The following is a 26,664-nucleotide window of genomic DNA, read 5'->3' as shown; positions in this document are numbered from 1 at the left end:
GGTTGGCGCGTGGGTGCGCTTGGGTAGCCTGCAGAGGTGGCTGAGGCTCGGAGGGGTTCGTGGGAAGGCCGGCTGGCCCGGCTGGGCTTCGGGGATCCGCATCGGGCCGGGGTGATGCTGGAGCAGTTGCACGCGCTGGACACCCGTAGCCCGATGGCCACCGAGCAGCTGATCACCACTCTGTCGGAGTCGGCGGATCCGGACCTCGCACTGCACGGGCTGTGCGGGATGGTCGAGGCGCTGCAGCGGCATCAGTACGACGTCGCCGCCTTCACGCGCACGCTTGAGATGGACGACGGCTTCCGGCGCCGGTTGGTGTACGTCCTCGGCGCGAGCGAGGCTCTCGGGCGGCATCTCGGCGTCCATCCGCGGCACTGGTACGACCTGGCCGACCCCGCGCTGGCCGGCGCGCGCCCGTCGGTCGAGGACGTCGCGGCCAAGCTCGTGACCGCGGTCGACGCCGACAACCCGGTCGATGCGCTGCGCATCGAGTATCGGCGGTTGCTGCTGAGGCTGGCCGCACGTGACCTCGCCGAGGGCTTGCTGGTCGACGAGGTGGCCGCCGTACTGGCCGACCTGGCCGGGGGAGCCTTGGAGACCGCCCTGCACATCGCCCGCAACGAGTACTTCGCCGCGCACCCCGGCGCGGCCGACTGCCGGCTCGCGATCATTGCCATGGGCAAGTGTGGTGGCCGCGAACTCAACTACGTCAGCGATGTGGACGTACTGTTCGTCGCCGAGCCGCTCGACGGTGAGCCGGAGGCGCCCGCGCTGAAGACCGCGACCCAGTTGGCCGCCGCCGCGATGCGGATCTGCTCGGCCCACACCGGCGAGGGCACGCTCTGGCCGGTCGACGCCGCGCTGCGCCCGGAAGGCAAGTCCGGCCCGCTCGTCCGCACCCTCGACAGCCACCTCGCGTACTACCAGCGCTGGGCCAAGACCTGGGAGTTCCAGGCGCTGCTCAAAGCTCGCCCGGTCGCGGGCGACGCCAAGCTCGGTCAGCAGTACGCCGAGAAGACCGCGGAGCTGGTGTGGTCGGCGGCCGATCGCGAGGGGTTCGTCGACGACGTCCAGGCGATGCGGCGTCGGGTCGTCGACCACCTCCCCGCGGCCGACGTCGATCGCCAGCTCAAGCTCGGCCCCGGCGGTCTGCGTGACGTGGAGTTCGCCGTACAACTCCTGCAGCTCGTCCACGGCCGCAGCGACGACGCGGTCCGCAGCGGTACGACGCTCGTCGCGCTGGAGTCGCTCACCAAGACCGGGTACGTCGGCCGCACGGACGGCGCCGTCCTCGCCGACGCGTATCGCTTCCTCCGGTCGATGGAGCACCGCATCCAGCTGTACCGGCTGCGCCGTACGCATCAGGTGCCGGACGACGAGGCCGACCTGCGCCGGCTCGGCCGTTCGCTCGGTTTCACGAAGAACCCGGTCGGCGACCTGACCGCCGCCTGGAAGAAGCACGCGCTCGAGGTACGACGGCTGCACGAGAAGCTGTTCTACCGGCCACTGCTCGCGGCCGTCGCCCGGATCCCCGGCGGCGAGGTGCGGCTGACCCCGGAGGCCGCCAAGCAGCGCCTCACTGCGCTTGGGTACGCGGACCCCGCCTCGGCGTTGCGGCACATCGAGGCCCTGTCCGAGGGTGTGTCGAGGCGATCGTCGATCCAGAAGGCGTTGCTGCCCGCGATGCTCGGATGGTTCGCGGAGTCGCCGGATCCGGACGCGGGGCTGCTCGCCTTCCGGACCATCTCCGACGCGCTCGGGTCCACGCCGTGGTACCTGCGCCAGCTTCGCGACGAGGGCGCGTCGGCCGAGCGGCTCGCCCACCTGCTCGCGAGCGGCCGGTACGCCGTGGACCTGCTACAGCGCGCGCCCGAAGCGACCGCGATGCTCGCCGACGAACGCGAACTCGTGCCGCGAACGCGGGAAGCGCTGCTGAGCGAGATGTCCGCCGCCGCCCGCCGGCAGGACGAGCCCGAGGCCGCGGTCGCCGCGATCCGGGCGGTCCGGCGGCGCGAGCTGTTCCGGGTGGCCGCGGCGGATCTGTCCGGCATGCTCGACATCGAGGCGGTCGGGGAGGCGCTCACCGTGATCTCGGTCGGGACGCTGACCACCGCCCTGGACGTCGCGCGGCGGGCTGTCGCACAGCGCTTGATTGCCGAGGGTGAGCCCGAGCCGACCCGGATGGCGATCGTCGCGATGGGCCGGTTCGGCGGGCACGAGCTCGGGTACGGCAGCGACGCGGACGTGATGTTCGTCCACGACCCGAAGCCGGGTGCGGACGAGAAGGCGGCCACCGACTTCGCCACCCAGGCGGCGACGGAGTTCCGCCGGTTGCTCGCGTTGCCGGGCGCGGACCCGGCCGTCGCGGTCGATGCCGATCTGCGTCCCGAGGGCCGGCAGGGCGCCTTGGTCCGGACGTTGGCGTCGTACGCGTCCTACTACGCGCGCTGGTCCGCGGTGTGGGAGGCGCAGGCGTTGCTGCGCGCCGATCCGCTCTGTGGTGACGCCGAGCTGTGCCAGTCTTTCCGGGAGCTGATCGACCCGCTGCGCTACCCGGCGAACGGCGTCAGTGAGCGCGACGTGATGGAGATCCGCCGGATCAAGGCGCGCGTGGACGCCGAACGCCTGCCGCGCGGCGCGGACCCGAGCACGCACACCAAGCTCGGTCGCGGCGGTCTGGCCGACATCGAGTGGACGGTCCAGCTCCTCCAGCTCCGCGAGGCGCACCGGGTCCCTGGCCTCCGGACGACGCGCACGCTCGGTGCACTGGACGCGGCCGTCGAGGCGGGCCTGGTGGAACCGGCCGAGGCGAACACGCTGCGAGCCGCGTGGAAGATGGCCTCCCGGATCCGTAACGCGATCATGCTGGTCCGCGGCCGTCCCAGCGACTCCCTCCCGCGCGACCCCCGCGACCTGGCCGCGGTCGCCCAGATCTGCGGCTACTCACCCGGCGAATCCAGCCGTTTCTCCGACGACTACCTCCGCCTGACCCGCCACGCCCACAACACCGTCGCTCGTCTGTTCTGGGACGACTAATAGACTCGTGCTGGTGGATGCGGTGGATCAGGTCAGGCAGGAAGGTGTATTCAGCCACGTCCGGCGGAGTGTGCGGATGACGGTTGGGCAGCGGCGCGTGTGGGAGACGCGCTGGTCCGAGCTGGGCCACAGGCTCGAGGACCTGCCGCCGGGACCGGTCGATCTGCCCGAGTGGTTCGGGCGCGACGCGCCGACCGTGCTGGAGATCGGGACGGGAATGGGCGACGCGACCGCCCAGCTCGCGGTCGCGGCGCCGGAGGTCAACCACCTGGCCGCCGAGGTGTATCCGGCCGGCCTCGGCCAGCTGATGCTGTGGATGGAGAAGTACGACCTCGACAACGTCCGGCTGCTGCACGGTGACGCGCTCGACTTCCTCCGTGACCACGTGGCCCCCGGCGCGCTGGCCGGCGTACGGATCTACTTCCCGGATCCGTGGCCGAAGAAGCGGCACCACAAGCGCCGCCTGGTGACGCCGCCGTTCGTGCGGCTGGTGGCGTCCCGGTTGCAGCCCGGCGGGACGTTGCATCTGGCAACCGACTGGGCGGACTACGCGGAGCAGATGCGCGACGTCTGCGAGGCGGAGCCGGCCCTGCGCAACCAGTACGACGGCTGGGCCCCGCGACCCGAGTGGCGGCCGGTCACCAAGTTCGAGTCCCGCGCCCAGGCCGAGGGCCGCGAGTGCCGCGACCTCCTCTACACCAAGGTCACGCCGACCGGCTCGTGAAGCTCCACTGCCCGGCCGGCACTGTGTAGATCGTGAACCCGTCCTGGTAGGACGCCTCGCCCGCCAGCGGAGCCGGTACGGCGGTGACGTCCGATGCGGCCGCGGACGGTACGTGGACCTCGGCCGTCGTACCGACCGGGACCTGCACGTCCAGTGACAGCACCCGGCTCGTCTTCTTCCACACCACCGACACCCGGCCGCGGATCGTCTCGGTCCGGATGCTCGCGGAGTCCACCTCGCCGCGCGCGTCCGGCCGGACCACGATCCGCTCCCAGCCCGCGTCGACGTTGCGGAGGCCGGCCACGTTCTCGAAGATCCACTCCACGACCGTGCCCTGGAAATAGTGGTTCCGTGACCGCGAGTCGTCCTCCCACTTCTCCCACATCGTGTCCGCGCCGAGGTCGAACCAGTAGCCCCAGCTCGGGTACGTCCGCTGCAACGCGACCTTCGTCGCCGCGTCGCCGTACCCGTGCGCGGTGAGCACCGGCAGCAGTACGCCGACGCCGAGGCAGCCGGTGTTGAGATGGAAGCCGCGCGCCTCCACATCCGCGGCCAGGTTGCCGGCGACCCGCTCGACCAGCTCGCCGGGGACCATGCCGAACGCGAGCGGTACGGCGTTGGACGTCTGCCGGTAGTCCGGGTCGTCGGCCGAGCGGTAGCGCCCGGCCGCGCGATCCAGGAACGCGCGGTTCAGGCCGTCGGCGAGCTCGGCCGCCGCCTTGCGATAGTCGTTGGGCTGGCCAATGATGTCGCCGATCTCGGCGGCCGCGACCACGGCCCGGTACAGGTACGCCGTACCTGTGAGCCGCCGGTCCTCCGGCGCCGGACCGCTGCCGAAGCCCGGCGGGAGCCAGTCGCCGAGCACGCTGACGGACAGGCCGTCCTCGACCCGATCGAGCTCCCAGGCGAGGTAGCGGGTGAGCGACTCCCAGTGCTCACGCAGCAGCCGCTCGTCGCCGTACCAGCGGTACAGCTCGCGCAGTAGGAACGGATAGACCGTGGGCCACTCGGTCGCGAGGGAGAGGTCGGTGAAACCCCAGCCGCTGGACGGGACGATCACGGGCAACTGCCCGGACTCCGCCTGGCTGTCCCGGATGTCGCCGAGCCACTTGGTGAAGAACCGCGCCAAGTCGAGCGTGGCCAGCATCGTCGGCCCGCCCACCTGCGCGTCACCCGTCCACCCGTTCTTCTCGAAGAACGGCGTATCGGTCGGGATCCCGTGCAGATTGCTCAGGATCGTCCGGCGCATCGCCTGGTCGAACTGTTCGTACGACGGTTGGGTCGACGTGAACCGGGTCACCGGGCGAACGTCGGAGTGGACGACCCGCATCAGCACGTCGGGACGCTCGGTGACGCCCTCGACCTGGACGTAACGGAAGCCTTTGTAGGAGAAGCGGGGTTCCCACTCCTCGACGCCGTTGCCAGCGGCAATGTATTCGTCGCGCTGGATGCGGTCGCCCTCGACATGCCCGTTGACCGCCACCACGTTGCCGTCAGCAACCGTCTCGCCATGGGTGAGGCTGATGGTGGTGCCGGCATCGGCGGTGACCCGGAGCTTGGTCCAGCCGGCCGCGGTCCGGCCGAAGTCGACGATCCACACACCGGGCCGGGTCTCGGTCACGTCCGTCGGGGGGACGGTCTCGATGACGCGGATCGGCTCGTGCTCCTGGGCTCGCACCTGTCCCTTCGGTGCGTCCACCTGCGCGGCGGTCGACCAGGTCGAGTCGTCGAAGCCGGGCGCGTCCCAGCCCGGCAGCGCGCGGCGGGCGTCGTACGTCTCGCCGGTGTAGAGGGAGTCGGAAAGGGTCGGGCCGCCGGTGATGCGCCACGACTCGTCCGTGACCACCTCGGTCGCGCGGCCGTCGTCGTACTCGATCACCAGGCGCGCGATCAGGCGTGGCTCGGCGGTCCATGGTGTCTGGTGCCAGCGCCAGACGTTCGGGCTGGTGAGACCGAAGAACCCACGGCCGAGCTCCGCGCCGACCACGTTGTCACCGGACTGCAGGAGGTCGGTGACGTCGTGGGTCACATAGAGGACGGTGTGGTCGTACGCCGTGAAGCCGGGGTCGAGGACGGCGTCACTCACCGCTTGACCGTTGAGCCGGAGATCGGCGTACCCGAGGCCGCTCGCATACAGCCGCGCTCGGCGTACGGTCCCGTCGACCGCAAAGCCCCGGCGCAGGAGCGGAGCGCTGTCCACCTCGCCACCGATCCAGCGCGCGGCGGCGAACCCCTCGTCGAGGAGAGCGGTCTCGAACCACTCGGGCGCGGCCCACTCGCCGGCCCGGTCGAGTCCGTCCCACAGGCGCACGGTCCAGTGATAGCGCGTGCGCGGCGCCACCGGGCCCTCGTGCTCGACGCCGAAGGTCCGCGCCGAGCTCACCTTGCCCGAGTCCCAGACGTCGGCGCTCTCCGGTGTCAACAGCTCCGGCGCGGTGGCGACGAGGATCTGGTACGCCGTCTGGGTCGCGCCGTACCCGGGAGCGGTCGCGATCCAGCTCAGCCGCGGCCTGGTCACCTCGGTCCCCAGCGGCCGGACGGCGTACTCGGTCTTGAGGGATCGGGCGGTCAGTGGCCCACCAGGCGTCCAACCGTCCGGCAGATCTGGCATCAGGCGGCTCCTCAGGCTCGGCTAGGCACCTCGAGGACCGTAGGCGGCCGGGCGGCGAGCTTTCAACACTGTGACCAGATCCGGCCGTGGGTGATCGAAAATGATCGTTTGTCTCACTTCGCGATTTGTCGTCTCACATCGCGAAACCTGAGCATGTTACTCGACTTTGTCCGCTTTCATGGACTCATGCAGGTCACCTCGAACGCTCCCGGCGATGCGCTGACGCGCCGCCGGCACGTCGACCTGCTGCGCGTGAACTCCTCGGGTTGTCGACCTTCGGCGTAGTTCTTCCCGCCGTCCGTCCGCGTCTCCTCCCGACCGTAGGAGCAGTTCCGTGCGTCGTCTCATCCTGATCGCGTTGCTGGGCTCGATCGCCCAGCTCGTCGACGGCACCCTCGGCATGGCCTACGGCGTCACCGCCAGCACAGCCCTGCTGATCACCGGGATCACCCCGGCCGTCGCCTCTGCCTCCGTCCATCTCGCCGAGGTCGGCACTACCCTCGCCTCGGGTCTGTCGCACTGGCGGTTCGGCAACGTCGACTGGCGCGTGGTCGCGCTGATCGGCGTGCCGGGTGCTGTCGGCGCGTTCGCCGGCGCGACCTTCCTGTCCAGCCTGTCGACCGAGTCGGCCTCGGTGTGGGTCGCCGCGCTGCTGCTCCTGCTCGGTGTCTACATCCTGGTCCGCTTCGGCACCGGGAGGGTGCGGGCCGTGATCGAGGGGCGTCCGGCCGGCAGGTTCCTCGGCCCGCTCGGTCTGGTGGCCGGCTTCATCGACGCCACCGGCGGCGGTGGCTGGGGCCCGGTCGCCAACTCGGCGCTGCTGAGCAGCGGCAAGCTGGCACCGCGGCGCGCGGTCGGCTCGGTGAACGCCGCCGAGTTCCTGGTCTCGGTCGCGGCCAGCATCGGATTCCTGTTCGGGCTCGGCCGGCAGAACCTGCCGCTCGGCATCGTCGCCGCGCTGCTCATCGGCGGCGTACTGGTCGCGCCGCTGGCCGCCTGGCTGGTGTCCCGGCTGGCGACGCGGTGGCTCGGTGTCGGTGTCGGCCTGGTGCTGATCCTGACCAACGCCCGCACGTTGCTGAACGGCCTGGACGTAGCCGCAGGCCCGCGCTACGCCGTGTACGCCGCACTCGTCCTCGGCTGGGCCGCGATCGTCGCGTACGGCGTCCGTATCGCCGGACGCCGCGCGGTGACAGAAGCCGAGCGGCTTCTCGACGAGCGTGAGCTCGAGCCCGCCTCCTGATCAACGCCTTCCTCCGCACACACCAGAAGGTCTTTCCTGTGAGTATCTCCGCCATCCGTCCTGTCCGTCTGCTCGCCGCCGCCCTGGCCCTCACGATCGCCGCCGCCGGTTGCTCGCGGCCCGACCGCGACGCCGCCCCGGCCGCCTCGTCCGACAAGGGCCCGGCCACCGAGCTCCGGCTCGGCTACTTCCCGAACGTCACCCACGCCGCCGCGCTGGTCGGCGTGGGCAAGGGCCTGTTCACCAAGGAGCTCGGCAGCACCAAGCTGGTGCCGACCAAGTTCAACGCCGGCCCGGAGGCCGTCGGCGCGCTGCTCGGCGGCTCGCTGGACGCGTCCTTCATCGGCTCCGGCCCCGCGATCAACGCCTACGCGAAGTCCAACGGCGAGGCGGTCCGCCTGATCGCCGGTACGACGTCCGGCGGCGCACAGCTCGTGGTCCGGTCGACGATCACCAAGCCGGAGGACCTGGTCGGCAAGACCGTCGTCACCCCGCAGCTCGGCAACACCCAGGACGTCTCGCTGAAGAAGTGGCTGGCCGAGAAGAATCTGACCGGCAAGGTCAAGGTGACCAACCTGGAGAACGCCCAGACCCTGGACTCGTTCAAGAAGGGTGACATCGACGCCGCCTGGCTGCCGGAACCCTGGTCGTCGCGGCTCGTCCTCGATGCCGGCGCGAAGGTGTTGCTGGACGAGGCGTCGCTGTGGCCGGACGGCAAGTTCCCGACCACCGTGCTGATCGTCCGGACCCAGTTCCTGCAGGAGCACCCGGAGACGGTGAAGGCACTGCTCACCGGCCTGGTCGCGTCGATCGACTTCGCGAACACCGACAAGGCGGCCGCCAAGACTGTGGTGAACGAGCAGTTGAAGGAGGCGACCGGCAAGGCGCTGAAGCCGGCCGTCATCGACCGGGCGTTCGAGCACATCGAGATCACCGCGGACCCGATTGCGTCCACGTTCCCGCAGCTGGCCAAGGACCAGGTCACCGCGGGGATCGCCAAGACGGCACCGGCGGTGGCCGGGTTCGCCGACCTCGGCCCGCTGAACGACGTACTGAGCAAGGCAGGCAAGCCGGCCGTCGACGCCGCCGGTCTCGACACCAAGTAGGAGGCACAGCCATGACTGCGACAGTCGAGCTCGATCAGACCGTGTCGGACAGCGTGATCAGTCCGGTGCGGTTCCACCAGGTCGGCAAGGCGTTCGGGACCGGCCGGAAGGCGGTCGTGGCGCTGGACGGCGTGGATCTCGAGGTCGGGGCGGGTGAGTTCGTCTGCCTGCTCGGCGCCTCGGGCTGCGGGAAGACCACGCTGCTCAACCTGGTCGCCGGCCTGGACGAGCCGACCAGCGGGCGGATCGAACTCAACTCGTCGCGGCCGGCTGTCGTGTTCCAGGAGGCCGCGCTGATGCCGTGGCTGACGGCCGCCGGGAATGTCGAGCTCCCGCTGCGGATGGCCGGCGTACCGAAGTCGCAGCGGCGCGCGAAGGCCGCCGAACTGCTGGAGCTGGTCAGGCTGGCCGGACTGGGTGACAAGCGGCCGCATGAGCTGTCAGGTGGCATGCGGCAGCGCGTCGCGTTGGCGCGCGCTCTGGCCTCGACGACGGACAACACCGGTAGCGGCGCGGGCAAGCCGTCGCTGCTGCTGATGGACGAGCCGTTCTCGGCGCTCGACGCGATCACGCGTGACGTCCTGCAGGGCGAGCTGCTGCGGATCTGGCGCGCGACCGGTACGGCGATCCTGTTCGTGACGCACGACGTCCGCGAAGCCGTCCGGCTCGGTCAGCGTGTCGTCCTGCTGTCGTCGCGGCCGGGTCGCGTCGTCCGCGAATGGGACGCCGGCAATCTGCCCGAGGCTGACGCGGTGGACGAGATCAACGCCGCGCTGCGCAAGGTGATCAGTAGCCATGCCGCAGCCTGAGCTTCTGGAAGCGGGGTCGGTCGAAGCCGGCCTGGATGCGCTGACCACACCGGTCAACGCGCCGGAGGGCTCGCGCGCCCGGCGGATCGCGGCCCGGGTGCTGCCGCCGGTAGGTGCGATCGTGGTGCTGGTCGTGGTGTGGCAGGTGTTGTGGGCGGCCGCGTTCTGGCCCGAGTTCAAGCTGCCCGCGCCGGCCGATGTCTGGAGTCAGATCTGGCAGTTGGTGACGACCGGCAAGATCGTCGAGCTGTTCTGGGTGTCGGTCCACCGGGCCGTGATCGGCTTCGCGCTGTCGCTGCTGATCGCCGTACCGCTCGGGCTGGCGATCGCCAACATCACCGTCGTACGGCGGGGGATCGGGCCACTCGTCTCGGGGTTGCAGAGCCTGCCGTCGGTGGCCTGGGTGCCGGCCGCGATCCTGTGGTTCGGGTTGAACGACCGGGCCATCTACTGGGTCGTGCTGCTCGGCGCGGTGCCGTCGATCGCGAACGGGCTGGTGTCCGGGCTCGACCAGGTGCCGCCGATCCTGCCGCGGGTCGGCAAGGCGCTCGGCGCCGGGCGGCTGGGCGGGATCCGGTACATCCTGCTGCCGGCCGCGTTGCCCGGGTTCCTCGGCGGACTCAAGCAGGGCTGGGCGTTCTCCTGGCGGTCGCTGATGGCGGCCGAACTGATCGCCGCCTCGCCCGAGCTCGGCGAAGGCCTGGGGCAGTTCCTGCACAACGGGATGTCGCTGTCGGACATCTCGATGGTGTTCGCCGGCATCCTGCTGATCTTCGTGGTCGGGGTCGGCATCGAGCTGCTGGTGTTCCGGCCGCTGGAGAACTCGGTGCTGCGCGCGCGGGGGCTGACCGCCTCGGCCCGTTGAGCTTCGCGGCCCGGCTGGGTTACGGGTTGGCGACTTGGCCGTCGTGGCGCGGGCGTGTTGCCCCAATCGCCGTACTGTTGGACCGTGGTCCGATTTCTGCCGTTCCTGATCAGCCTGGTGCTCAGCGTCTACGCGCTGTTCTCCTGCATCCAGACACCCGATGAGGACGTGCCGCATCTGCCCAAGCTGGTGTGGATCGTCCTGATCGTGTTCGTCCCGTTCGTCGGGCCGATCGTCTGGCTGCTCATGTCGCGCACCGCGACCGGCCGTCGCGATGCCGGCGTCCGGCCGTCGAAGCCGGGCCGGCGCCCGGTCGCGCCCGATGACGATCCGGACTTCCTCAAGTCACTGGATCGCTACCGGGACCCGCGGACGACGGTGAAGCCGCCGGAGGACACCAAGCCGCCCGAGCCGCCGAAGCAGGACAAGCTGCCGAAGCAGGACAAGCCCGAGGACAAGAAGAGACCCAAGGACAAGAAGCCGCCGGCCGCGCCGGAGGAGACCACGGCAGAGCCCGACGACGGTAAGGCCTGAGCTTTCGCGCAGGCCTCACCTGGCCGGACGATCTGCGGCTGTGGGTGGTGGAGAAGCAGCTCCCGCGGGTTACGCGGACTTTCGGTGTTCGGGCAGGAGGGTGTTGTCGCGTTCGGACTCCGTGGTGCCGCCCCAGACGCCGTACGGCTCCCCGACGGAGAGCGCGTGCTGACGGCATTCGGGCTGGACCGGGCAGGTGCCGCAGAGCGACTTGGCCACCATCTCGCGGGCACGTTTGCGGACGCCACGCTCCGATTCGGGCGAGAAGAACAGCTCTGGGTTGACATCGCGGCACGCGGCCTGCGACTGCCAGTCCCACAGATCCATGAGCGGGCGGGGTAGGCGAGGCATCCCTCTCGACATGGCAACCTCCTTGACTCACCGTGAGCGCGGACGGGCGCTCGGTGAAAACTATGCTCAACTCACACCGAGTTCAACCCTCGTTGTCTCGAACTTCGGTCCATTTGTTATCGCGAAGTGGCCGCGCGAGGCCGTCGCGGGCCGTGATCAGGGGTTTTCACGCGGAGCCGGTGTTCACGTCATCACCGGGTGTGACATGGGTCACTCGGTTGCTTCAAGCAAGTTCAGAGCGGGCCGTCGTCGGCCGGGTCGTACCGGTAGTACTCGTGCCCGCCGTACGGCGTACCCGTCTCGCCGGTCAGCGCACGGATCACCATCGTGTGCGTGATCGCGAGCACCGGTCCGTCCGTGCTGGCCGTGTGACGGGCCAGTGCCGCCCGGGCTCGCTCCCGGACCCGGGAGAGTGGCTCCCAGGGTCGCTGGAGGCCTTCCGGCCACTCGCCGTCGTACGCCTCGAACTCGGCGTGGGCCGCCCGTACGTCGGCCACACCGCGCCAGGACCCGGTGTGGTCCGGGAGCCAGTCGCGCAGGTCGTAGTCGACCCGGACGCCGAGAGCCAGCCGGTGACCGATGATCGCGGCGCTGTGCAGCGCCCGCGTGAACGGGGAGCTGACCAGGTACGTCGCCTGGATGCCGCTGAGCAGGTCGGCGAGCTCCTCGGCCTGCTTGACGCCGAGGGCGGTGAGCGGGGCGGAGTCGGCCGCCATCCCGGGCCAGCCCCGGGAATCGATCGGCGCGTAGTCCGGCTCACCGTGCCGGACCAGGTAGATCTGCGTCACGGGCATGTTCTACCTGAGATGGCGGGCGCCTGCCCATCCCCGGGCGTGGCCGGGCTGGACCGGATCGGTCAGCGCGGCGGGTGGCCGAACCTGGTGCAGCTCGTCGAAGAGGTGGTCGAGGCCGGCCGGCTCGGCCGGCGACTCGATCCAGCGGACCTCGGTCGCACCCTGATGTCCGTGCACCGCGAGAACCGAGTCGAGGTCCGGCCAGACCGCCGTCGCGGGGTTCTCACCCCGCCAGCGCAGCGCCACCGAGCCGTCGGTGAACTCACAGCCCTCGGCGACCACACCCGTGCCTGACACCCCACTTGGATCCCGGTACCGCACCAGCTCGAAGGTCCGTGGCCTCACCACCTGCTGCACTCCCCGTTGTCTCGACCCGTCTTGCAGCCCTCAACGAGTCCACACCGCTCGCGGTTACTGACCGGCGACCGGACGACGCATGAAGATCCGCTGTGCGGGGTCGAGTCCGAACGCCGTCTCCGCCGCCAGCAGGTCGGACAGTCCGGAGGTGAGATCCTGCGGCGACAGCTCCTGGAAGCCGAGGCGGGCGTAGTACGGCCCGTTCCACGGCACGCTGCGGAATGTGCTGAGGGTGAGGGCCGGCAACCCCTGCTCGGCAGCCCAGGCGTCGACGTGGCCGATCATCCGCCGGCCGAGTCCCTGACCCTGGTGATCCGGGTGGACGCTGATCTGCTCGATGTGCGCCGCGCCGTCCACGAGCGTGACGAGGACGAAGCCGGTCGGGTGATCGTCGGCGTCGACCGACACCCAGAGGCGGCCAGCCTGACGGGCCTGCTCGAAGAGCTGGAGCGGTGGCGGCGGGTGCTCGGCGATGTCGGTCATCCCGATGCCGCGGAAGAGCACGCCGGCGGCGGACTCCAGGGTGCGCAGGAGCTCGAGCTCGTCCTGGCGCGCGGAACGGATGGTCACCGGACGAGACAACCACGACCGAGGAGCGGACGCCACGGAGTTTCCGGCAGTGGTAACCTCTGTCACGTGAAGCGCAGCTATTGGCGATTTTTTGAGTGGCCGGCCTTGGTGCCGGGCGACTCAGCCGATCGCTGACGCCCAACCGCAGACACCAGAGCCGGCCCGAAGGCAAGGACATCCGTCCTTGCCTTTTCTCGTTCCCAGCCGGCTGCCTGCGACCTTCCGCGGTCATCCGGCGGAAAGGTCCCCACTCATGAACACCCTCCCGCAGCAGGCCGATCAGGCGGCGGTCGTCGATCGACGGATCGAGAAGACTGTCCCGCTGATCACGCCGCAGGCGCTGCACGACGAACTGCCCCTGAGCGACGCACTGGTCCGCACCGTGGTCGACGGTCGCCAGGCGGTCGCCGACGTACTGAACGGCGTCGACGACCGCCTGCTGGTCGTCGTCGGTCCGTGCTCGGTGCACGACGCGAAGGCGGCCCACGAGTACGCCGAACGCCTCCGACCGGTCGCCGAGCGCCTCTCCGACGGTCTGCTCGTGGTGATGCGCGTGTACTTCGAGAAGCCGCGCTCGACCCTGGGCTGGAAGGGGCTGATCAACGACCCGGGCCTGGACGGCTCCGGCGACGTGAACCGTGGTCTGCGGACCGCTCGTCAGCTGCTCGTGCAGGTGCTCGAGCTCGGCCTCCCGGTCGGCTGTGAGTTCCTCGACCCGATCACGCCGCAGTACATCGCCGACACCGTCGGATGGGGTGCGATCGGCGCGCGGACCGTCGAGAGCCAGGTGCACCGCCAGTTGTCGTCCGGCCTGTCGATGCCGATCGGGATGAAGAACCGCCCCGACGGCTCGATCGCCACGGCGGTCGACGCGATCAAGGCCGCCGCCGTACCGCACGTCTTCACCGGTATCGACCATGACGGCGCGCCGGCCATCCTGCACACCCGCGGCAACCCGGACTGCCACCTGGTACTGCGCGGATCGGACAGTGGACCGAACTACGACGCGGACTCCGTCGCGGGTGCGCAGGAACTCCTCCGCACGGCCGGTCTGCCGGAGCGGGTGGTCATCGACGCGAGCCATGGCAACAGCCGCAAGGACCACCGCCGGCAGCCGGTGGTAGCCGAGGAGATCGGCGCGCAGGTCGCGGCGGGCAACCGCGCGATCGTCGGCGTGATGCTGGAGTCGTTCCTCCAAGAGGGCCGGCAAGACCTCGACCCGACCCGCGAACTGACCTACGGGCAGTCGATCACCGACGCCTGCATGGGCTGGGAAACCACCGGGTCCGTGCTCGAGAAGTTGCGCGACGCGGCGGTCGCCCGGCGGGGATAGCTGTTCATCTGGAGGTCTCACAGCGGCTACAGGACGACCCTAGGGTCCGGACCATGACTGAGATCTCCCGGCGCCTGGTGCTCGGTTCGGCGGTGGGTGGGGCAGCGGTCTCGCTGCTCCCACCCTCGCTGCACACCGCGATGGCGCAACCTGTGCGGCGCGGTGGTCTGCGCGCGATCGAGCACGTCATCGTGCTGATGCAGGAGAACCGCTCGTTCGACCACTACTACGGGACGCTCCGCGGAGTCCGCGGGTACGGCGACCGGCAGCCACTGCGACTGCGCGACGGCAAGAGCGTGTTCCACCAGCCGGTGACCGGTGGCGGCGAGGTGCTGCCGTTCTCGATCCGCAAGGCCGCCGCGGACGCGGGCCGCAACCCCGACGACATCCAGTACCTGGGCGCGCTGGCCCACGGCTACAGCGACGCCACCCAGGCCTGGGCCAACGGCTGGCACGACGACTGGGTCCAGGCCAAGACGCCGGCCACGATGACCCACTACGAGCGCCGCGACATCCCGTTGCAGTACGAGCTCGCCGAGACCTTCACGATCTGCGACGCCTACCACTGCTCCGTCAACGGCTCGACGAACCCGAACCGCAACTACCTGTGGTCCGGCACCACCGGCTACGAGCCCGGTACGACGCAGCGCGCGGTCACGAACGCGGCGTACTCCTACGACCACGCCGGCTACGACTGGACGTCGTACCCGGAACGGCTGGAGAAGGCCGGGGTCTCCTGGCAGATCTACCAGGAGTGGGACAACTTCACCGACAACGCGGTCGAGTACTTCAAGACCTTCAAGGAGCTCGGGCACCGGATCCTGGCAGGAGTGCCGGGTGGTTACCGGACCACCGAGGAGTTCTACGACAAGCTCTTCGCGAAGACGCCGGCCGAGCGGGCCGAGGCGCTGCAGCAGTTGACGGCGGCGGTCGAGAAGCTGCCGATCAAAGACCAGAAGCTGTTCCGCAAGGCGATGTACCGGACCGAGCCGGAGTCGCTGATTCCGCGGCTCCGGGCCGACATCAAGGCCGGGACGCTGCCGCAGGTCAGCTGGCTGGTGCCGTCCGCGGTCGACTCCGAGCACCCCGGGTCGTCCACGCCGGTGGGCAGCGCGAACCTCGTCTACGACCTGCTCGACGCGATCGCGTCCGACCCGGAGACCTGGTCGAAGACCGTGCTGCTGATCAACTTCGACGAGAACGACGGGTACTTCGACCACGTCCCGCCGCCGGTCGCGCCGCGGCCTGCCACGGGCGAGGGCGACGACTGGTACGCCGGTCAGCCGATCGGGCTCGGCCCGCGAGTACCGATGACGGTGGTGTCGCCGTGGTCGGTCGGCGGGCACGTGGACTCGCAGGTGTTCGACCACACCTCGGTGATCCGTTTCCTCGAGCTGTGGACCGGCGTACGGGAGCCGAACATCAGCAACTGGCGGCGGACCGCGTGTGGCGACCTCACGACGGCGTTCGACTTCGACCGCTCCTATCGGCAGCCGTCGGTCGACAAGCCCGGCCCGGTGCCGGCGCCGATCGCGCGCTGGAAGCCGACGCCGCCGGCCGACCAGGCGGTGCCGCAGCAGGAGCCCGGCCGCCGTCCGGCCCGTGCGATCCCTTACCAGCCGTCGGCTTCCGGCCTGGTTGCTGATGGCAAGCTGATGTTGGCCCTCGGCAACGATGGCGCCGAGCCCGCACACTTCGCGATCTATCCGTACGGCGGTGAGCTGCCGGCGCCGGCGCATGTCGACGTCAAGCGGTCCCACGTCGAGAAGATCGCGGTGGACGGGCCGTTCGAGGTGGCCGTGCAGGGGCCGAACCGGTTCTGGGTCGAGCTGGCCGGCTCGGTCGACGGCGCGGCCGCCGGACTCGACGCTCGCGCCGACCGGCACGGCGACTCCCTGGAGCTGGAGTTGGTGAACACGTCGCGCAAGCCGCTGACCGTCAAGGTGAACGCCCTCGGGTACGGCAGCAAGACGGTGACGATCGAGCTGCGCGGCAAGCAGACCCGCTCGTTGTCCTGGCCGACCGACCACGGCTGGTACGACGTCGAGGTCACCACAGTCGACGACACGTCGTACCGGCGCCGCCTGACCGGCCACCTGGAAACCGGCAAGCCGAGCATCACCGGCTGACAGCAGCTTCGACGCGTACGGCGGTCAGCGGGCGATGGCCGCCGTACGTGCGTTGGTGACGGTGATCAGGTCGGCGGGGGACAGGCCGATGTCGAGGCCGCGGCGACCGCCCGAGACATAGACCGTCGGGTGGTCGCTGGCGGTGCTGTCGACGACCGTGGGCAGGGCGCGCTTCTGGCCGATCGGGCTGATCCCGCCGACGACGTACCCGGTCGTGCGTTCGGCGGCGGCCGGGTCGGCCATCACCGCCTTCTTCCCGCCGGCCGCGGCCGCGATCGCCTTCAGGTCGAGCTGCTTGTCCACCGGTACGACGCCGACCGCGAGCTTGCCGTCGACCTCGACCAGCAACGTCTTGAACACCTGCTCCGGCGCGAGCCCCAACGCCTCGGCCGCCTCCAGCCCGTAGGACTTCGCCGCCGCGTCGTGTTCGTACGCATGCGTCGTGAACGCGACCTTCGCCTTCGTCAACGCCACCGTCGCCGGCGTTCCCTGACTCTGCTTGCCCTTAGCCACCAGCCGAGCTTAATCCGGCCGGGACGAGCCGGACGCAGCAGTGGCCGGGAGTCGGGACGAGGCGGGCTTCGTACGGGATGTCGAGGGTGCTGACGAGGCCCGCGAGAAGGTGCAGGTTCATGCCGCAGACGAGGTGAGGCTGCTCCTGGGCGATGCGCTGGAACGGGCAGTTCGCCAGCGCGATGCCGTCCTTGTCCGGGCGGGGCTCGAAGCCGTGCGCGGCCAGGATCTCGGTCAGGGGAGCGCCGCCCGCCTCGTGGCCGAGGGCCTCGCCGTACTCGCGGGCCCGGCGGTTGACCGCGTCACGCGGCGAGCTGCCGGTTGTCTCGGCGTCCTCGACCGCAGCGGCCAGCAGGCGACCCGCGACGGCGTACTGGCGTTCGGGCAGGGAGATCTCGATCTCGCGGTCGGAGCGGTGGTAGAGCTTGGCGGGCCGTCCGGCGCCGGGGCCGGTGCGGCCGGTCCGGCGCTCGTAGCACGTCGCGAGCAAGCCTTCGTCGGTCAGCTTGTCCAGGTGGAACGCCGCGGTCGTGCGCGGGAGCCCCAGCGCGTTGGCCGCGTCGTCACGACTCACCGGCTCCGGCCGGCCGACGACGTACTCGTAGAGGCGGCGCCGGGTCGGTTCCTCCAGAGCGGCGACCGCCTGCACGCGCGCGTCCCAGGAAGTGTCCACGGAATGATTCTATCGACAACATCGGTTGATGTAACAGCTATGATGGCAGTTCGTTGAACTCTCAGGGAGTGTGCAGATGGCGATCTCGGCCGACCTCGAGTCCGTCCCCCTTCACATCGTCGCCGGCCGCGCGGAGATCGATCTGCCCGCCGCCCAGCGCGCTGTCGCGGATCTGCTGACCGCGCTCGGACGGGATCCACACAGCGCGCATCTCGCGGACACCCCGCGCCGGGTCGCGCACGCGTACGCGGAGATGCTCACGCCCCGCGAGTTCGAGCTGACCACGTTCCCGAACGACGAGGGGTACGACGAACTCGTCCTGGCCAAGGACATCCCGGTGCAGTCGCTGTGTGAGCACCATCTGCTGCCGTTCCAGGGTGTCGCCCACGTCGGGTACCTGCCGGGCCGGCGGATCCTCGGGCTGTCGAAGCTGGCCCGCGTGGTCGAGTTGTTCGCCCGCGACTTCCAGGTGCAGGAGCGGCTGACCAAGCAGGTCGCCGACTGGCTCCAGGACCACCTCGACCCGAAGGGCGTCGGCGTGGTGATCGAGGCCGAGCACCAGTGCATGTCGTTGCGCGGCGTCCGCGCGGTGGGCTCCCGGACGGTCACGTCGTCGCTGCAGGGCATCCTCCGCGACAACCAGAGCTCCCGCCAGGAGTTCTTCGCCCTGACCGGCCTCACCCCGTAGGTACGGCGGTCAGGCGAAGCGTGACCGGCTAGGCCGAGGCGACCGCCGCCGACGGTCGGCGATGGGTGTGCCGGCCGGTGGCCAGGATGTGGGCCACCTCGCCGGGGAGCAGGTCGGTGCCGGGAACCGGCTCCATCTCGGAGACGTCGAGCCAGCGGACGACGGTCGCGCCGCCGTGGCCGTGGACGGCGAGGATGGAGTCGAGGTCCGGCCAGACGGCCGTGGACGGGTTGGCGCCGTGCCAGCGGAGCGCGACCGAGCCGTCGGTGAAGACACACCCTTCGGCGACGACGCCGGTCCCGGAGACTCCGCTGATGTCGGAGTAGCGCACTAGTTCGAAGGTCTGGGGTTTCACCGGCGGACCTCGCCGGGTCTTATCGGGTCGTCGTGGCCGGTGTGGCCTGTGAGAGCTGCCATGGTCCTTTCCCCATAGTCGGCGTGGTTGGGCGCTCGCCACAAACCGGGGACATTACCGACTGTCAGCGGGGAAGGACGGTCTGTAGCGACTCTTCTTCTCAAGACAAGCTAGATCCAAAATGGCCTGACGCGCCAGAGCTCCCGCAGCGTGTCTCATTCCTGGACTCCTCTTGAGCCTGAAACTCCTGACAAACCGCGGCAAATCCAGTGCCGATCCGGCCGCGGGGCGTGATCGAATACAGCGGTGTTCCTCACGTTTGGCACCGACCTGGCCGGAATCGACGCACCCGCGAGCGATTTCGGGTTCCTGCTGCACAAGAATCCGTCGCGACCGCAGGCGATCGAGGTCACCGGCGGCTCGGCCCACGTCTTCTATCCGGAGGCGACGGACGAGCGCTGTACGGCCGCCGTCCTGCTCGAGATCGACCCGATCGGGCTGGTCCGCTCCGGGCGGGGCAGGGCGGCCGAAGGATTCACCCTCGGGCAGTACGTGAACGACCGCCCGTACGCCGCCTCCAGCCTGCTTGCGGTTGCGATCGGCAAGCTGTTCCGGACCGCGATGAACGGCCGCTGCGACGCCCGCCCCGAACTGGCGGCCCGCCCGATCCCACTCGACGTCCACGTTCCTGCGCTGCCGTGCAGCGGCGGCGCCGAGCTGGCCGAGCGCCTGTTCGGCCCACTCGGCTGGACCGTCGACGCCCGCCCGGTACCGCTCGATCCCGAGATCCCGGCGTGGGGTTCGTCGCGGTACGTCGACCTGCGGCTGAGCGGCGTACTGCGGCTGGCGGACGCACTCAATCACCTGTACGTGATGCTGCCCGTGCTGGACGACGCCAAGCACTACTGGGTCGGCTCGGACGAGGTCGACAAACTGGTCCGCGCCGGCGAGGGCTGGCTCGGCGCGCACCCCGAGAAGGACCTGATCTCCCATCGCTACCTGGCCCACCGCCGCTACCTCGCCGACGACGCACTGGAGCGGCTGGCCGAGGCCGACGGTGTGGATCTCGTCGAGGAGAACTCCGACGAAGGCTCGGTCTCACTCGCGGTCGAGCGTCGTACGGCGGTTGCCGGCGTACTGCGGGAGCTCGGGGCGCGGCGGATCGCCGACCTCGGCTGTGGTGAGGGCGCGCTCGTCGGCGAACTCCTCAAGGACCCGATGATCGGCGAGCTGATCGCGACGGACGTGTCCGCGCGCGCCCTCACCGCCGCCGAACGACGCCTTCATTACAAGGACCTCCCGGACCGTCAACGCGAACGTCTCCGTTTCCTGCAGTCGTCGGTGACGTACGCCGACCAGCGCCTGGCCGGCCTGGATGCCGTTGTCCTGATGGAGGTCATCGAGCACGTCGACCCGCCCCGCCTGCCCGCCCTCGCCCACTCCGTCTTCCACACCGCACACCCCGGAGCCGTCATCGTCACCACCCCCAACAGCGAGTACAACATCCGCTACCCCGCCCTCTCAGCAGGCCGCTACCGCCACCCCGACCACCGCTTCGAGTGGACCCGCGCGGAGTTCCAGACGTGGTCGGCACACGTCGCGGACCTGCACGGCTACACCGTGGAGTTTCGGCCCGTCGGCCCCGACGATCCGGACGTAGGGTCGCCGACCCAGCTCGCCCTCTTCCGCGTGCGTGAGGAGGTGAGCGCTCGATGACGACCATCGACGTACCAGCGCTGTGTTTGGTGGTTCTGGTGGGGGCCAGTGGGTCGGGGAAGTCGACGTTCGTCCGGCGGCATTTTCTCGGGACCGAGGTGATTTCGAGCGACTTCTGCCGAGGGCTGGTTTCTGATGACGAGAATGATCAGGCGGCCACCAAAGACGCGTTCGACGTACTGAACTTCATTGCCGGGAAGCGCCTGGCCGCGGGACGGTTGACGGTGATCGACGCGACCAACGTGCAGCCGGAGGCGCGGAAGGAATTGGTGAACCTCGCGCGGGAGTACGACGTCCTGCCCGTGGCGATCGTGCTGGACCCGCCGGAGCGGGTGTGTGTCGAGCGCAACGAGCAGCGAGCTGATCGGCAGTTCGGGGCGAAGGTGATCGCCCGGCAGCGCTCGCAGCTGAAGCGTGGGCTGCGGAGCCTCAAACGTGAAGGCTTCCGGACCGTTCACGTGCTGACCTCCGTCGACGAGATCGATGCCGTCAGCATCGAACGCACGAAGCTGTTCAACGACCTGACCGATCAGACCGGCCCGTTCGACATCGTCGGCGACGTGCACGGCTGCCGGGCCGAGCTCGAGCGGCTGCTCACCGACCTCGGCTACACGGTGACTCGCGACGACGCCGGCCGCCCGGTCGACGCCGTACACCCGGACCGTCGGGCCGTCTTCGTCGGTGACCTGGTCGACCGCGGCCCGGATACGCCCGGCGTGCTGCGCCTCGTCATGGGAATGGTTGCCAACGGCCACGCTTTCTGTGTCCCCGGCAACCATGAGGACAAGTTGCTCAAGGCACTCAGAGGCCGCAACGTGAAGATCAGCCACGGTCTCGAAACCACCTTGGAGCAGCTCGCCGCGGAGCCGCCCGAGTTCCGCGACGCCGTGGAGCGGTTCATCGACGGCCTGATCTCGCACTACGTCTTCGACGGTGGCAAGCTGGTGGTCTCGCACGCCGGCCTGGTCGAGCGGATGCACGGCCGCGCGTCCGGCCGCGTCCGGTCTTTCTGCCTGTACGGCGAGACGACCGGCGAGACCGACGAGTTCGGCCTCCCGGTCCGCTATCCGTGGGCGAACGAGTACCGCGGTCGCGCGACGGTCGTCTACGGCCACACCCCGACCCCCGAACCGGAGTGGATCAACAACACGATCTGCCTCGACACCGGCTGCGTGTTCGGCGGCGCACTCACCTCGCTGCGCTACCCGGAGCGGGAGCTGGTCGCGGTCCAGGCCGCCCAGGAGTACTACGCGCCCGCGAAGCCGTTGCATGTGGCAACCGCACCGGCGCGCGAGCCCGACGTACTCGAGCTGACCGACGTGACCGGTCGCCGGGTGATCGAGACGTCGACCCACGGCCGGCTCAGCATCCGGGCCGAGCAGGCCGGTGCGGCGCTCGAGGTGATGAGCCGGTTCGCGATCGACCCGCGCTTCCTGCTGTACCTGCCGCCGACGATGAGCCCGGTGGCGACCTCTCCGGAGCCAGGCTTGCTGGAGCACCCGCGGCAGGCCTTCGAGACGTATCGGGCGCAGGGCGTGACCGAGGTGGTCTGCGAGGAGAAGCACATGGGCTCGCGCGCCATCGTCCTGCTGACCCGCGACGACGATGTGGCCGAGAAACGCTTCGGCCTGGCTGGTCGCGGCGCGATCCACACCCGCACCGGGCGGTCCTTCTTCGACGCCGCGCTGACCGACGAGCTGCTGCTCCGTCTTCGCGCCGTCGCCGAGGAGGCCGGCGTCTTCGCGGAGCTGGACACGTCGTGGCTGCTGCTCGACGCGGAACTGCTGCCGTGGAGCGCGAAGGCCGAGGACCTGCTGCGCAACCAGTACGCCGCCGTCGGCGCGGCCGCGCGTACGTCGTTGCCAGCGGCAACCGAAGCGCTGCGGTCGGCCGTCGCGGCCGGTCTCGACGTGGGTGGGCTGCTGGCCGCGACGGAACGGCGTACGGCGAACGCCGCGAAGTTCACGGAGGCGTACCGGCGGTACTGCTGGCCGACGGATGGGCTCGACGGGGTCCGGATCGCGCCGTTCCAGGTGCTGGCCTCGGAGGGCGCGACGTACCAGGACAGGCCGCACGCCTGGCATCTCGGGATCGCGGACCGGATGGTTGCGGCAGGGGCGGAACTGATCACGCCGACCCGGCGGCTGTTCGTCGACGCCGACAATTGGGACGCCGGGATCTCTTGGTGGCAAGAGCTCACGGGTGCCGGCGGCGAGGGCATGGTGGTGAAGCCGGCCGCCAACCTGACGCGGACGGCGAAGGGACTCGCCCAGCCGGGGCTTAAGGTGCGCGGGCAAGAGTACCTGCGCCTGATCTACGGTCCCGACTACACCGAGCCGGCCAACTTCGAGCGGCTCCGCGACCGGAACCTCGGTCACAAGCGATCCTTGGCCCTCCGCGAGTACGCCCTCGGCCTGGAGTCGCTCGAGCGCGCCGCCCGCGGCGAACCGCTGTGGCGCATCCACGAGTGCGTCTTCGCAGTCCTCGCACTCGAGTCGGAGCCCGTCGATCCACGGCTCTGACGCGACCAGTCCCCACAGGCGGCGGACGCCGACTGCCAGGCCGAGTTGTCTCCGGTAGGTAAACGTCTTTCGGAATCGCTTGGCAAGGCGTGGGGGAGCACCTTAGGGTCAGTGCAATGTCACACGGTACTGGAGTGCACGGATGAGTGGAGCGGTGCGGACGAGCGCCGGAGCGGTGGTTCCGGTGGGGGAGGTGGAGCTGACCGGAGGCCTGCTGCTTGCCTGGCAGCGGCGCAATCGGGTGGCGACGATCCCGCACTCGATCGGCGAGCTGCGGAAGGCCGGCAACCTGGAGAACCTGCGCCGGCTGGCGGATCCTTCGGTCGGGCCGTACCGCGGGCGGTACCCGTTCCTCGACACGGATCTGTACAAGACGCTCGAAGGGCTCGCGTACGAGGTCGGCCGGGAGGATGCGCCGGCCGGGGCACGGGAGTTCTTCGACGAGGTCGTCGGACTGCTCGAGCAGGCGCAGGCCGGGGACGGCTACCTGAACTCGTACTTCCAGGACCCGGATCAGCCCAAGCAGCCGTGGTCGGACCTCGGCTGGGGGCATGAGCTCTACAACCTCGGCCACCTGATCCAGGCCGCCGTCGCCGCGAACCGCCGGCTGGACGACGGTCGATTGTTGACCATCGCCTGCCGGTTCGCGGATCTCGTCGTCCGGAAGTTCGGGGTGGACGGCGAGGAGGTCGTCGACGGGCATCCCGAGGTGGAGATGGCGCTGGTCGAGCTTTATCGAGAAACCGGGAACGCGGACTATCTGGCGCAGGCACGGCTGTTCGTCGACCGCCGTGGGCAGGGGAAGCTGAAGCACACGATCTTCCCGGCCGAGTACTTCCAGGACAACGCGCCGTTCCGGGAGCTGCCGTCCGTCACCGGACACGCCGTACGGATGGCGTACTCCGCGGCCGGGGCCGCGGATGTGCACATGGAGACCGGCGATCCGACGCTGCTGGAGGCGTTGGAGCGGCTGTGGGACGACATGGTCGCGACGAAGCTCTACCTCACCGGTGGACTGGGCAGCCGGCACTCGGACGAGGCGATCGGCGACCGGTACGAGTTGCCGTCCGAGCGCGCGTACGCCGAGACGTGTGCGGCGATCGCGGTGATGCAGTGGGCGTGGCGGATGTTCCTTGCCACCGGCAAATCGTCGTACGTCGATGTGTTCGAGACGGTGCTCTACAACGCTTACGCTGTTGGGCTTTCGGCCGACGGAACGGCGTTCTTCTACGACAATCCGTTGCAGCGGCGGCCGGATCACGAGCAGCGCTCCGGCGCGGAGGCCGGTGGCGATCCGCTGCGTCGTCCGTGGTTCGGCTGCCCGTGCTGCCCGCCGAACATCATCCGCTGGATGTCCGAACTCCAGGACCATGTCGCCACCGTCCGCGACGACACCCTCTACGTCGGCCTGTACGCCGACGCCCACATCAGCACCGGCGACCTCGCCCTGACGATCACCACCGACTACCCGTGGGACGGCGAGGTGACGATCACGGTGGAGCGCGCACCTGACGAGGAGCAAGCGCTCGCCCTGCGCATCCCGTCGTGGGCCGCCAACGCCAAGCTCACCGCACCCGGTGGAGTGGAAAGCCCGGCGGTGGCGGACGACGGGTGGGTCGTGGTGCGGCGGCGGTTTGTTGCCGGCGACATCGTTCGGCTGAACCTGCCGATGTCCCCGCGCGCCCACGGATCGCATCCGTATCTCGATGCGACTCGGGACGCCCTTGCCGTTGCCCGGGGCCCGCTTGTCTATTGCGTTGAGCAACAGGATGTCGAAGCGTCCGTGGACGACCTGTTGCTGACGCCAGCCGCAGTCGCGTCGGCGGCAGCGCGCCGACAGGACGACGGCGTCGTGCTCGAGCTGACCGCGGGTGTCGCCCGAACACCGGCCGAAGAGCTCTATCCGGTGATCACCGATCAACAGCCCCAGACCGCCATCAGCGAGGTGCCGGCGACGTTCGTCCCGTACTTCCTCTGGGGAAACCGTCAGGCCCTGGCCATGCGTGTATGGCTCCGCGCCGCGAACCGAAAGTAGAACAGATGAAGAGAACAATGCTGGTGGGGCTCGTGCTGTCCGGGGTGCTGGCGGTGAGCGCTTGCGGCGGTGGCACGACCGGAGCCAAGGGTGAGTCGGGCGGGCCCGGCGGCAAGGCGGTGCAGGGCGGCACGCTGCAGGTGCTCCAGAACGCGGCCTACTCCCACCTCGATCCGGCCCGCGGTTTCGACGGTGGTGTCAACAACTTCTACCGGCTGATCTACCGAACGCTCACGACTCAGGGCGCCGCGCCCGGTGCCGAAGGCACCAAGATCCTCCCCGACCTGGCGACCGACACCGGCAAGCCCTCCGACGGCGGGAAGACCTGGACCTTCACGCTGAAGGACGGCCTGTTCTTCGAGACCGGTGCGCCGATCACCAGCGCGGACGTGAAGTGGGGCGTGTCCCGGGCGTGGGATCCCGAGATCGGCATCGGCTCGCCGTACGCGAAGCAGTTGATCGAGGCGCCGGCGTCGTACCAGGGCCCGTACAAGTCGGGTGACCTGCCGACAATCGCCACGCCGGATGCGAAGACGATCGTGTTCCACCTGAAGAAGCCGTACGCCGACTTCGGCAGCGTGGTCGCGCAGAACACCTTCACCCCGGTGCCGAAGGGCCAGGGAGCGGGCAACCAGCTGGACAGCAAGCCGATCTCGTCCGGCCCGTACAAGGTGTCCGAGTACAAGCCCGGCGCCGCGCTCAAGCTGGTCCGCAACGACAAGTGGGACAAGAAGAGCGACGACGTCCGGACGGCGAACCCGGACGCGTTCCAGTGGACGTTCGGGCTCGACGGCGCGACCATCGACGAGCGGATGATCGCCGGCCAGGGCGCCGATGCCGACGCGATCGCCGGCACGGTCCAGGCCGCCTCCGTGGCCCGGATCCAGACCCCGCAGCTCAAGCAGCGCACGATGACCGGCCTCGGCGGCTGTACGACGTACATGGGCCTGAACACGACGAAGAAGCCACTGAACGACGTCAAGGTCCGGCAGGCGATCAACCTCGCGGTGAACAAGCAGACCGTGCGGGACGCGGACGGCGGATCGGCGCTCGCCGACATCGCGACCAGCATCCAGCCGCCGACGGTAGCCGGCCGGGTGGACTACGACCCGTACCCGAGCGCGGACCACAAGGGTGACGTCGAGGCGGCCCGCAAGCTACTGACGGAGGCAGGTCTGGCGAACGGCTTCACGATGACGCTCGACACCCGGGCGCAACCGAAGATGCAGGCGATGGCGGTCGCGATCCAGCAGGCGCTGGAGCCGCTGAAGATCACCGTGAAGATCAACACCATCGACACCGCGACGTACTACGAGGTGATCGGGACGACGTCGCAGCAGCACGACGCCGCGATCACCGGCTGGTGCCCGGACTGGCCGTCCGGTGCGACCTTCCTGCCGCCGCTGTTCGACGGCCGCAACATCACCACCAAGGGCAACTCGAACCTGGCCCAGCTGAACGACCCGGGCGTGAACGCGAAGATCGACGAGATCGCCAAGCTGACCGACGTCACCGCGGCGAACGCGGCGTACGGCGACCTCGACAAGCAGATCATGGAACTCGCGCCGGTCGTCCCGCTGCTGTACGAGAAGGTGCTGATGCTGGTCGGCAGCAACATCGCCGGCGCGTACCTGCACGACGGGTTCTCCGGTGGGATCGACCTGGTCTCGGTCGGCCTCGCCGACGCCGGGAAGTAGCCG

The 26,664-nt window shown here is 69.7% G+C and carries 22 protein-coding genes; 14 read left to right on the top strand and 8 right to left on the bottom strand.

What is annotated here, in order from left to right; all coding sequences use genetic code 11:
* Positions 1 to 36 precede the first annotated feature (36 nt).
* Both OG876_RS40685 and trmB read left to right on the top strand, forming a co-directional pair.
* Complete coding sequence (locus OG876_RS40685) at positions 37 to 3,036, top strand: bifunctional [glutamine synthetase] adenylyltransferase/[glutamine synthetase]-adenylyl-L-tyrosine phosphorylase (protein ID WP_328522074.1); 3,000 nt, start codon at positions 37 to 39, stop codon at positions 3,034 to 3,036.
* Between the two features lie 76 nt (positions 3,037 to 3,112).
* Positions 3,113 to 3,760: a tRNA (guanosine(46)-N7)-methyltransferase TrmB gene (trmB, locus tag OG876_RS40680; protein WP_328522073.1), complete on the top strand. Its 648-nt coding sequence runs from the start codon at positions 3,113 to 3,115 to the stop codon at positions 3,758 to 3,760.
* On the opposite strand, the gene OG876_RS40675 is transcribed toward trmB, so the two are convergent.
* Complete coding sequence (locus OG876_RS40675; protein WP_328522072.1) at positions 3,741 to 6,371, bottom strand: family 78 glycoside hydrolase catalytic domain; 2,631 nt, start codon at positions 6,369 to 6,371, stop codon at positions 3,741 to 3,743. The two genes, trmB and OG876_RS40675, sit on opposite strands and share 20 nt — an antisense overlap.
* A 334-nt stretch (positions 6,372 to 6,705) precedes the next feature.
* Here OG876_RS40675 and OG876_RS40670 point away from each other — a divergent pair, with 334 nt between their 5' ends.
* The 5 genes from OG876_RS40670 to OG876_RS40650 all read left to right on the top strand — a co-directional run bounded on the left by OG876_RS40670 (position 6,706) and on the right by OG876_RS40650 (position 10,928).
* Positions 6,706 to 7,614: a sulfite exporter TauE/SafE family protein gene (locus tag OG876_RS40670; protein WP_328522071.1), complete on the top strand. Its 909-nt coding sequence runs from the start codon at positions 6,706 to 6,708 to the stop codon at positions 7,612 to 7,614.
* Between the two features lie 38 nt (positions 7,615 to 7,652).
* Entirely contained in the window at positions 7,653 to 8,720 is a 1,068-nt protein-coding gene (locus OG876_RS40665) for an ABC transporter substrate-binding protein (protein ID WP_328522070.1), read from the top strand.
* Positions 8,721 to 8,731: 11 nt separating this feature from the next.
* Positions 8,732 to 9,529, top strand: coding sequence for an ABC transporter ATP-binding protein (locus OG876_RS40660; protein ID WP_328522069.1), 798 nt, complete (start codon positions 8,732 to 8,734; stop codon positions 9,527 to 9,529).
* Complete coding sequence (locus OG876_RS40655; RefSeq protein WP_328522068.1) at positions 9,516 to 10,394, top strand: ABC transporter permease; 879 nt, start codon at positions 9,516 to 9,518, stop codon at positions 10,392 to 10,394. The genes OG876_RS40660 and OG876_RS40655 overlap by 14 nt, the downstream gene beginning before the upstream one ends.
* Positions 10,395 to 10,478: 84 nt before the next feature.
* Positions 10,479 to 10,928, top strand: a complete 450-nt coding sequence (locus OG876_RS40650; protein ID WP_328522067.1) for a PLD nuclease N-terminal domain-containing protein — start codon at positions 10,479 to 10,481, stop codon at positions 10,926 to 10,928.
* 69 nt (positions 10,929 to 10,997) lie between these two features.
* Here the strand turns inward: OG876_RS40650 and OG876_RS40645 are convergent, their stop codons facing one another.
* The 4 genes from OG876_RS40645 to OG876_RS40630 all read right to left on the bottom strand — a co-directional run bounded on the left by OG876_RS40645 (position 10,998) and on the right by OG876_RS40630 (position 13,000).
* A complete protein-coding gene (locus OG876_RS40645) occupies positions 10,998 to 11,291 on the bottom strand; it encodes a WhiB family transcriptional regulator (RefSeq protein WP_131350551.1) in 294 nt (97 codons plus the stop codon).
* Between the two features lie 221 nt (positions 11,292 to 11,512).
* Positions 11,513 to 12,067, bottom strand: coding sequence for a histidine phosphatase family protein (locus OG876_RS40640; protein ID WP_328522066.1), 555 nt, complete (start codon positions 12,065 to 12,067; stop codon positions 11,513 to 11,515).
* A 9-nt stretch (positions 12,068 to 12,076) separates the two neighbouring features.
* Positions 12,077 to 12,418: a hypothetical protein gene (locus OG876_RS40635; RefSeq protein WP_442914206.1), complete on the bottom strand. Its 342-nt coding sequence runs from the start codon at positions 12,416 to 12,418 to the stop codon at positions 12,077 to 12,079.
* Between the two features lie 66 nt (positions 12,419 to 12,484).
* Positions 12,485 to 13,000, bottom strand: a complete 516-nt coding sequence (locus OG876_RS40630; protein ID WP_328522064.1) for a GNAT family N-acetyltransferase — start codon at positions 12,998 to 13,000, stop codon at positions 12,485 to 12,487.
* Positions 13,001 to 13,253: 253 nt separating this feature from the next.
* On the opposite strand from OG876_RS40630, the gene OG876_RS40625 reads away from it, so the two are divergent.
* Together OG876_RS40625 and OG876_RS40620 are read left to right on the top strand one after the other, a co-directional pair.
* Positions 13,254 to 14,333, top strand: a complete 1,080-nt coding sequence (locus OG876_RS40625) for a 3-deoxy-7-phosphoheptulonate synthase (protein ID WP_328522063.1) — start codon at positions 13,254 to 13,256, stop codon at positions 14,331 to 14,333.
* A gap of 53 nt (positions 14,334 to 14,386) precedes the next feature.
* Positions 14,387 to 16,462 (top strand): phosphocholine-specific phospholipase C, encoded by a 2,076-nt coding sequence (locus OG876_RS40620; RefSeq protein WP_328522062.1) that lies wholly within the window; start codon positions 14,387 to 14,389, stop codon positions 16,460 to 16,462.
* A 24-nt stretch (positions 16,463 to 16,486) separates the two neighbouring features.
* On the opposite strand, the gene ybaK is transcribed toward OG876_RS40620, so the two are convergent.
* Together ybaK and OG876_RS40610 are read right to left on the bottom strand one after the other, a co-directional pair.
* Positions 16,487 to 16,975 (bottom strand): Cys-tRNA(Pro) deacylase, encoded by a 489-nt coding sequence (gene ybaK / locus OG876_RS40615; protein ID WP_328522061.1) that lies wholly within the window; start codon positions 16,973 to 16,975, stop codon positions 16,487 to 16,489.
* Positions 16,968 to 17,648, bottom strand: coding sequence for a helix-turn-helix transcriptional regulator (locus OG876_RS40610; RefSeq protein WP_328522060.1), 681 nt, complete (start codon positions 17,646 to 17,648; stop codon positions 16,968 to 16,970). Before OG876_RS40610 ends, ybaK begins: the two co-directional genes overlap by 8 nt.
* A 76-nt stretch (positions 17,649 to 17,724) precedes the next feature.
* Between OG876_RS40610 and folE the strand changes: the two genes are divergently transcribed.
* On the top strand, positions 17,725 to 18,336 hold the full coding sequence (gene folE / locus OG876_RS40605; protein WP_328522059.1) for a GTP cyclohydrolase I FolE: 612 nt from the start codon (positions 17,725 to 17,727) through the stop codon (positions 18,334 to 18,336).
* A gap of 28 nt (positions 18,337 to 18,364) precedes the next feature.
* On the opposite strand, the gene OG876_RS40600 is transcribed toward folE, so the two are convergent.
* Complete coding sequence (locus tag OG876_RS40600) at positions 18,365 to 18,691, bottom strand: hypothetical protein (protein ID WP_328522058.1); 327 nt, start codon at positions 18,689 to 18,691, stop codon at positions 18,365 to 18,367.
* Positions 18,692 to 18,997: 306 nt separating this feature from the next.
* Here OG876_RS40600 and OG876_RS40595 point away from each other — a divergent pair, with 306 nt between their 5' ends.
* From OG876_RS40595 to OG876_RS40580, 4 genes are all read left to right on the top strand, one after another.
* Positions 18,998 to 20,407, top strand: coding sequence for a 3' terminal RNA ribose 2'-O-methyltransferase Hen1 (locus OG876_RS40595; protein ID WP_328522057.1), 1,410 nt, complete (start codon positions 18,998 to 19,000; stop codon positions 20,405 to 20,407).
* Positions 20,404 to 22,929, top strand: coding sequence for a polynucleotide kinase-phosphatase (locus OG876_RS40590; RefSeq protein ID WP_328522056.1), 2,526 nt, complete (start codon positions 20,404 to 20,406; stop codon positions 22,927 to 22,929). The genes OG876_RS40595 and OG876_RS40590 overlap by 4 nt, the downstream gene beginning before the upstream one ends.
* 142 nt (positions 22,930 to 23,071) lie before the next feature.
* A complete protein-coding gene (locus tag OG876_RS40585; RefSeq protein ID WP_328522055.1) occupies positions 23,072 to 24,964 on the top strand; it encodes a glycoside hydrolase family 127 protein in 1,893 nt (630 codons plus the stop codon).
* A 5-nt stretch (positions 24,965 to 24,969) separates the two neighbouring features.
* Entirely contained in the window at positions 24,970 to 26,661 is a 1,692-nt protein-coding gene (locus tag OG876_RS40580; RefSeq protein WP_328522054.1) for an ABC transporter substrate-binding protein, read from the top strand.
* Positions 26,662 to 26,664: the final 3 nt, after the last annotated feature.

This window comes from Kribbella sp. NBC_00359 (assembly GCF_036097425.1).
GTDB lineage: Bacteria > Actinomycetota > Actinomycetes > Propionibacteriales > Kribbellaceae > Kribbella.
This window is presented reverse-complemented; position numbering and strand designations above follow the sequence as displayed.

Coding starts and splice junctions, on each gene's coding strand:
- trmB (WP_328522073.1), top strand. CDS start 3,113: ATGACGGTTGGGCAGCGGCGCGTGTGGGAGACGCGCTGGTCCGAGCTG.
- OG876_RS40675 (WP_328522072.1), bottom strand. CDS start 6,371: ATGCCAGATCTGCCGGACGGTTGGACGCCTGGTGGGCCACTGACCGCC.
- OG876_RS40660 (WP_328522069.1), top strand. CDS start 8,732: ATGACTGCGACAGTCGAGCTCGATCAGACCGTGTCGGACAGCGTGATC.
- OG876_RS40655 (WP_328522068.1), top strand. CDS start 9,516: ATGCCGCAGCCTGAGCTTCTGGAAGCGGGGTCGGTCGAAGCCGGCCTG.
- OG876_RS40645 (WP_131350551.1), bottom strand. CDS start 11,291: ATGTCGAGAGGGATGCCTCGCCTACCCCGCCCGCTCATGGATCTGTGG.
- OG876_RS40625 (WP_328522063.1), top strand. CDS start 13,254: ATGAACACCCTCCCGCAGCAGGCCGATCAGGCGGCGGTCGTCGATCGA.
- OG876_RS40620 (WP_328522062.1), top strand. CDS start 14,387: ATGACTGAGATCTCCCGGCGCCTGGTGCTCGGTTCGGCGGTGGGTGGG.
- folE (WP_328522059.1), top strand. CDS start 17,725: ATGGCGATCTCGGCCGACCTCGAGTCCGTCCCCCTTCACATCGTCGCC.
- OG876_RS40590 (WP_328522056.1), top strand. CDS start 20,404: ATGACGACCATCGACGTACCAGCGCTGTGTTTGGTGGTTCTGGTGGGG.
- OG876_RS40585 (WP_328522055.1), top strand. CDS start 23,072: ATGAGTGGAGCGGTGCGGACGAGCGCCGGAGCGGTGGTTCCGGTGGGG.
- OG876_RS40580 (WP_328522054.1), top strand. CDS start 24,970: ATGAAGAGAACAATGCTGGTGGGGCTCGTGCTGTCCGGGGTGCTGGCG.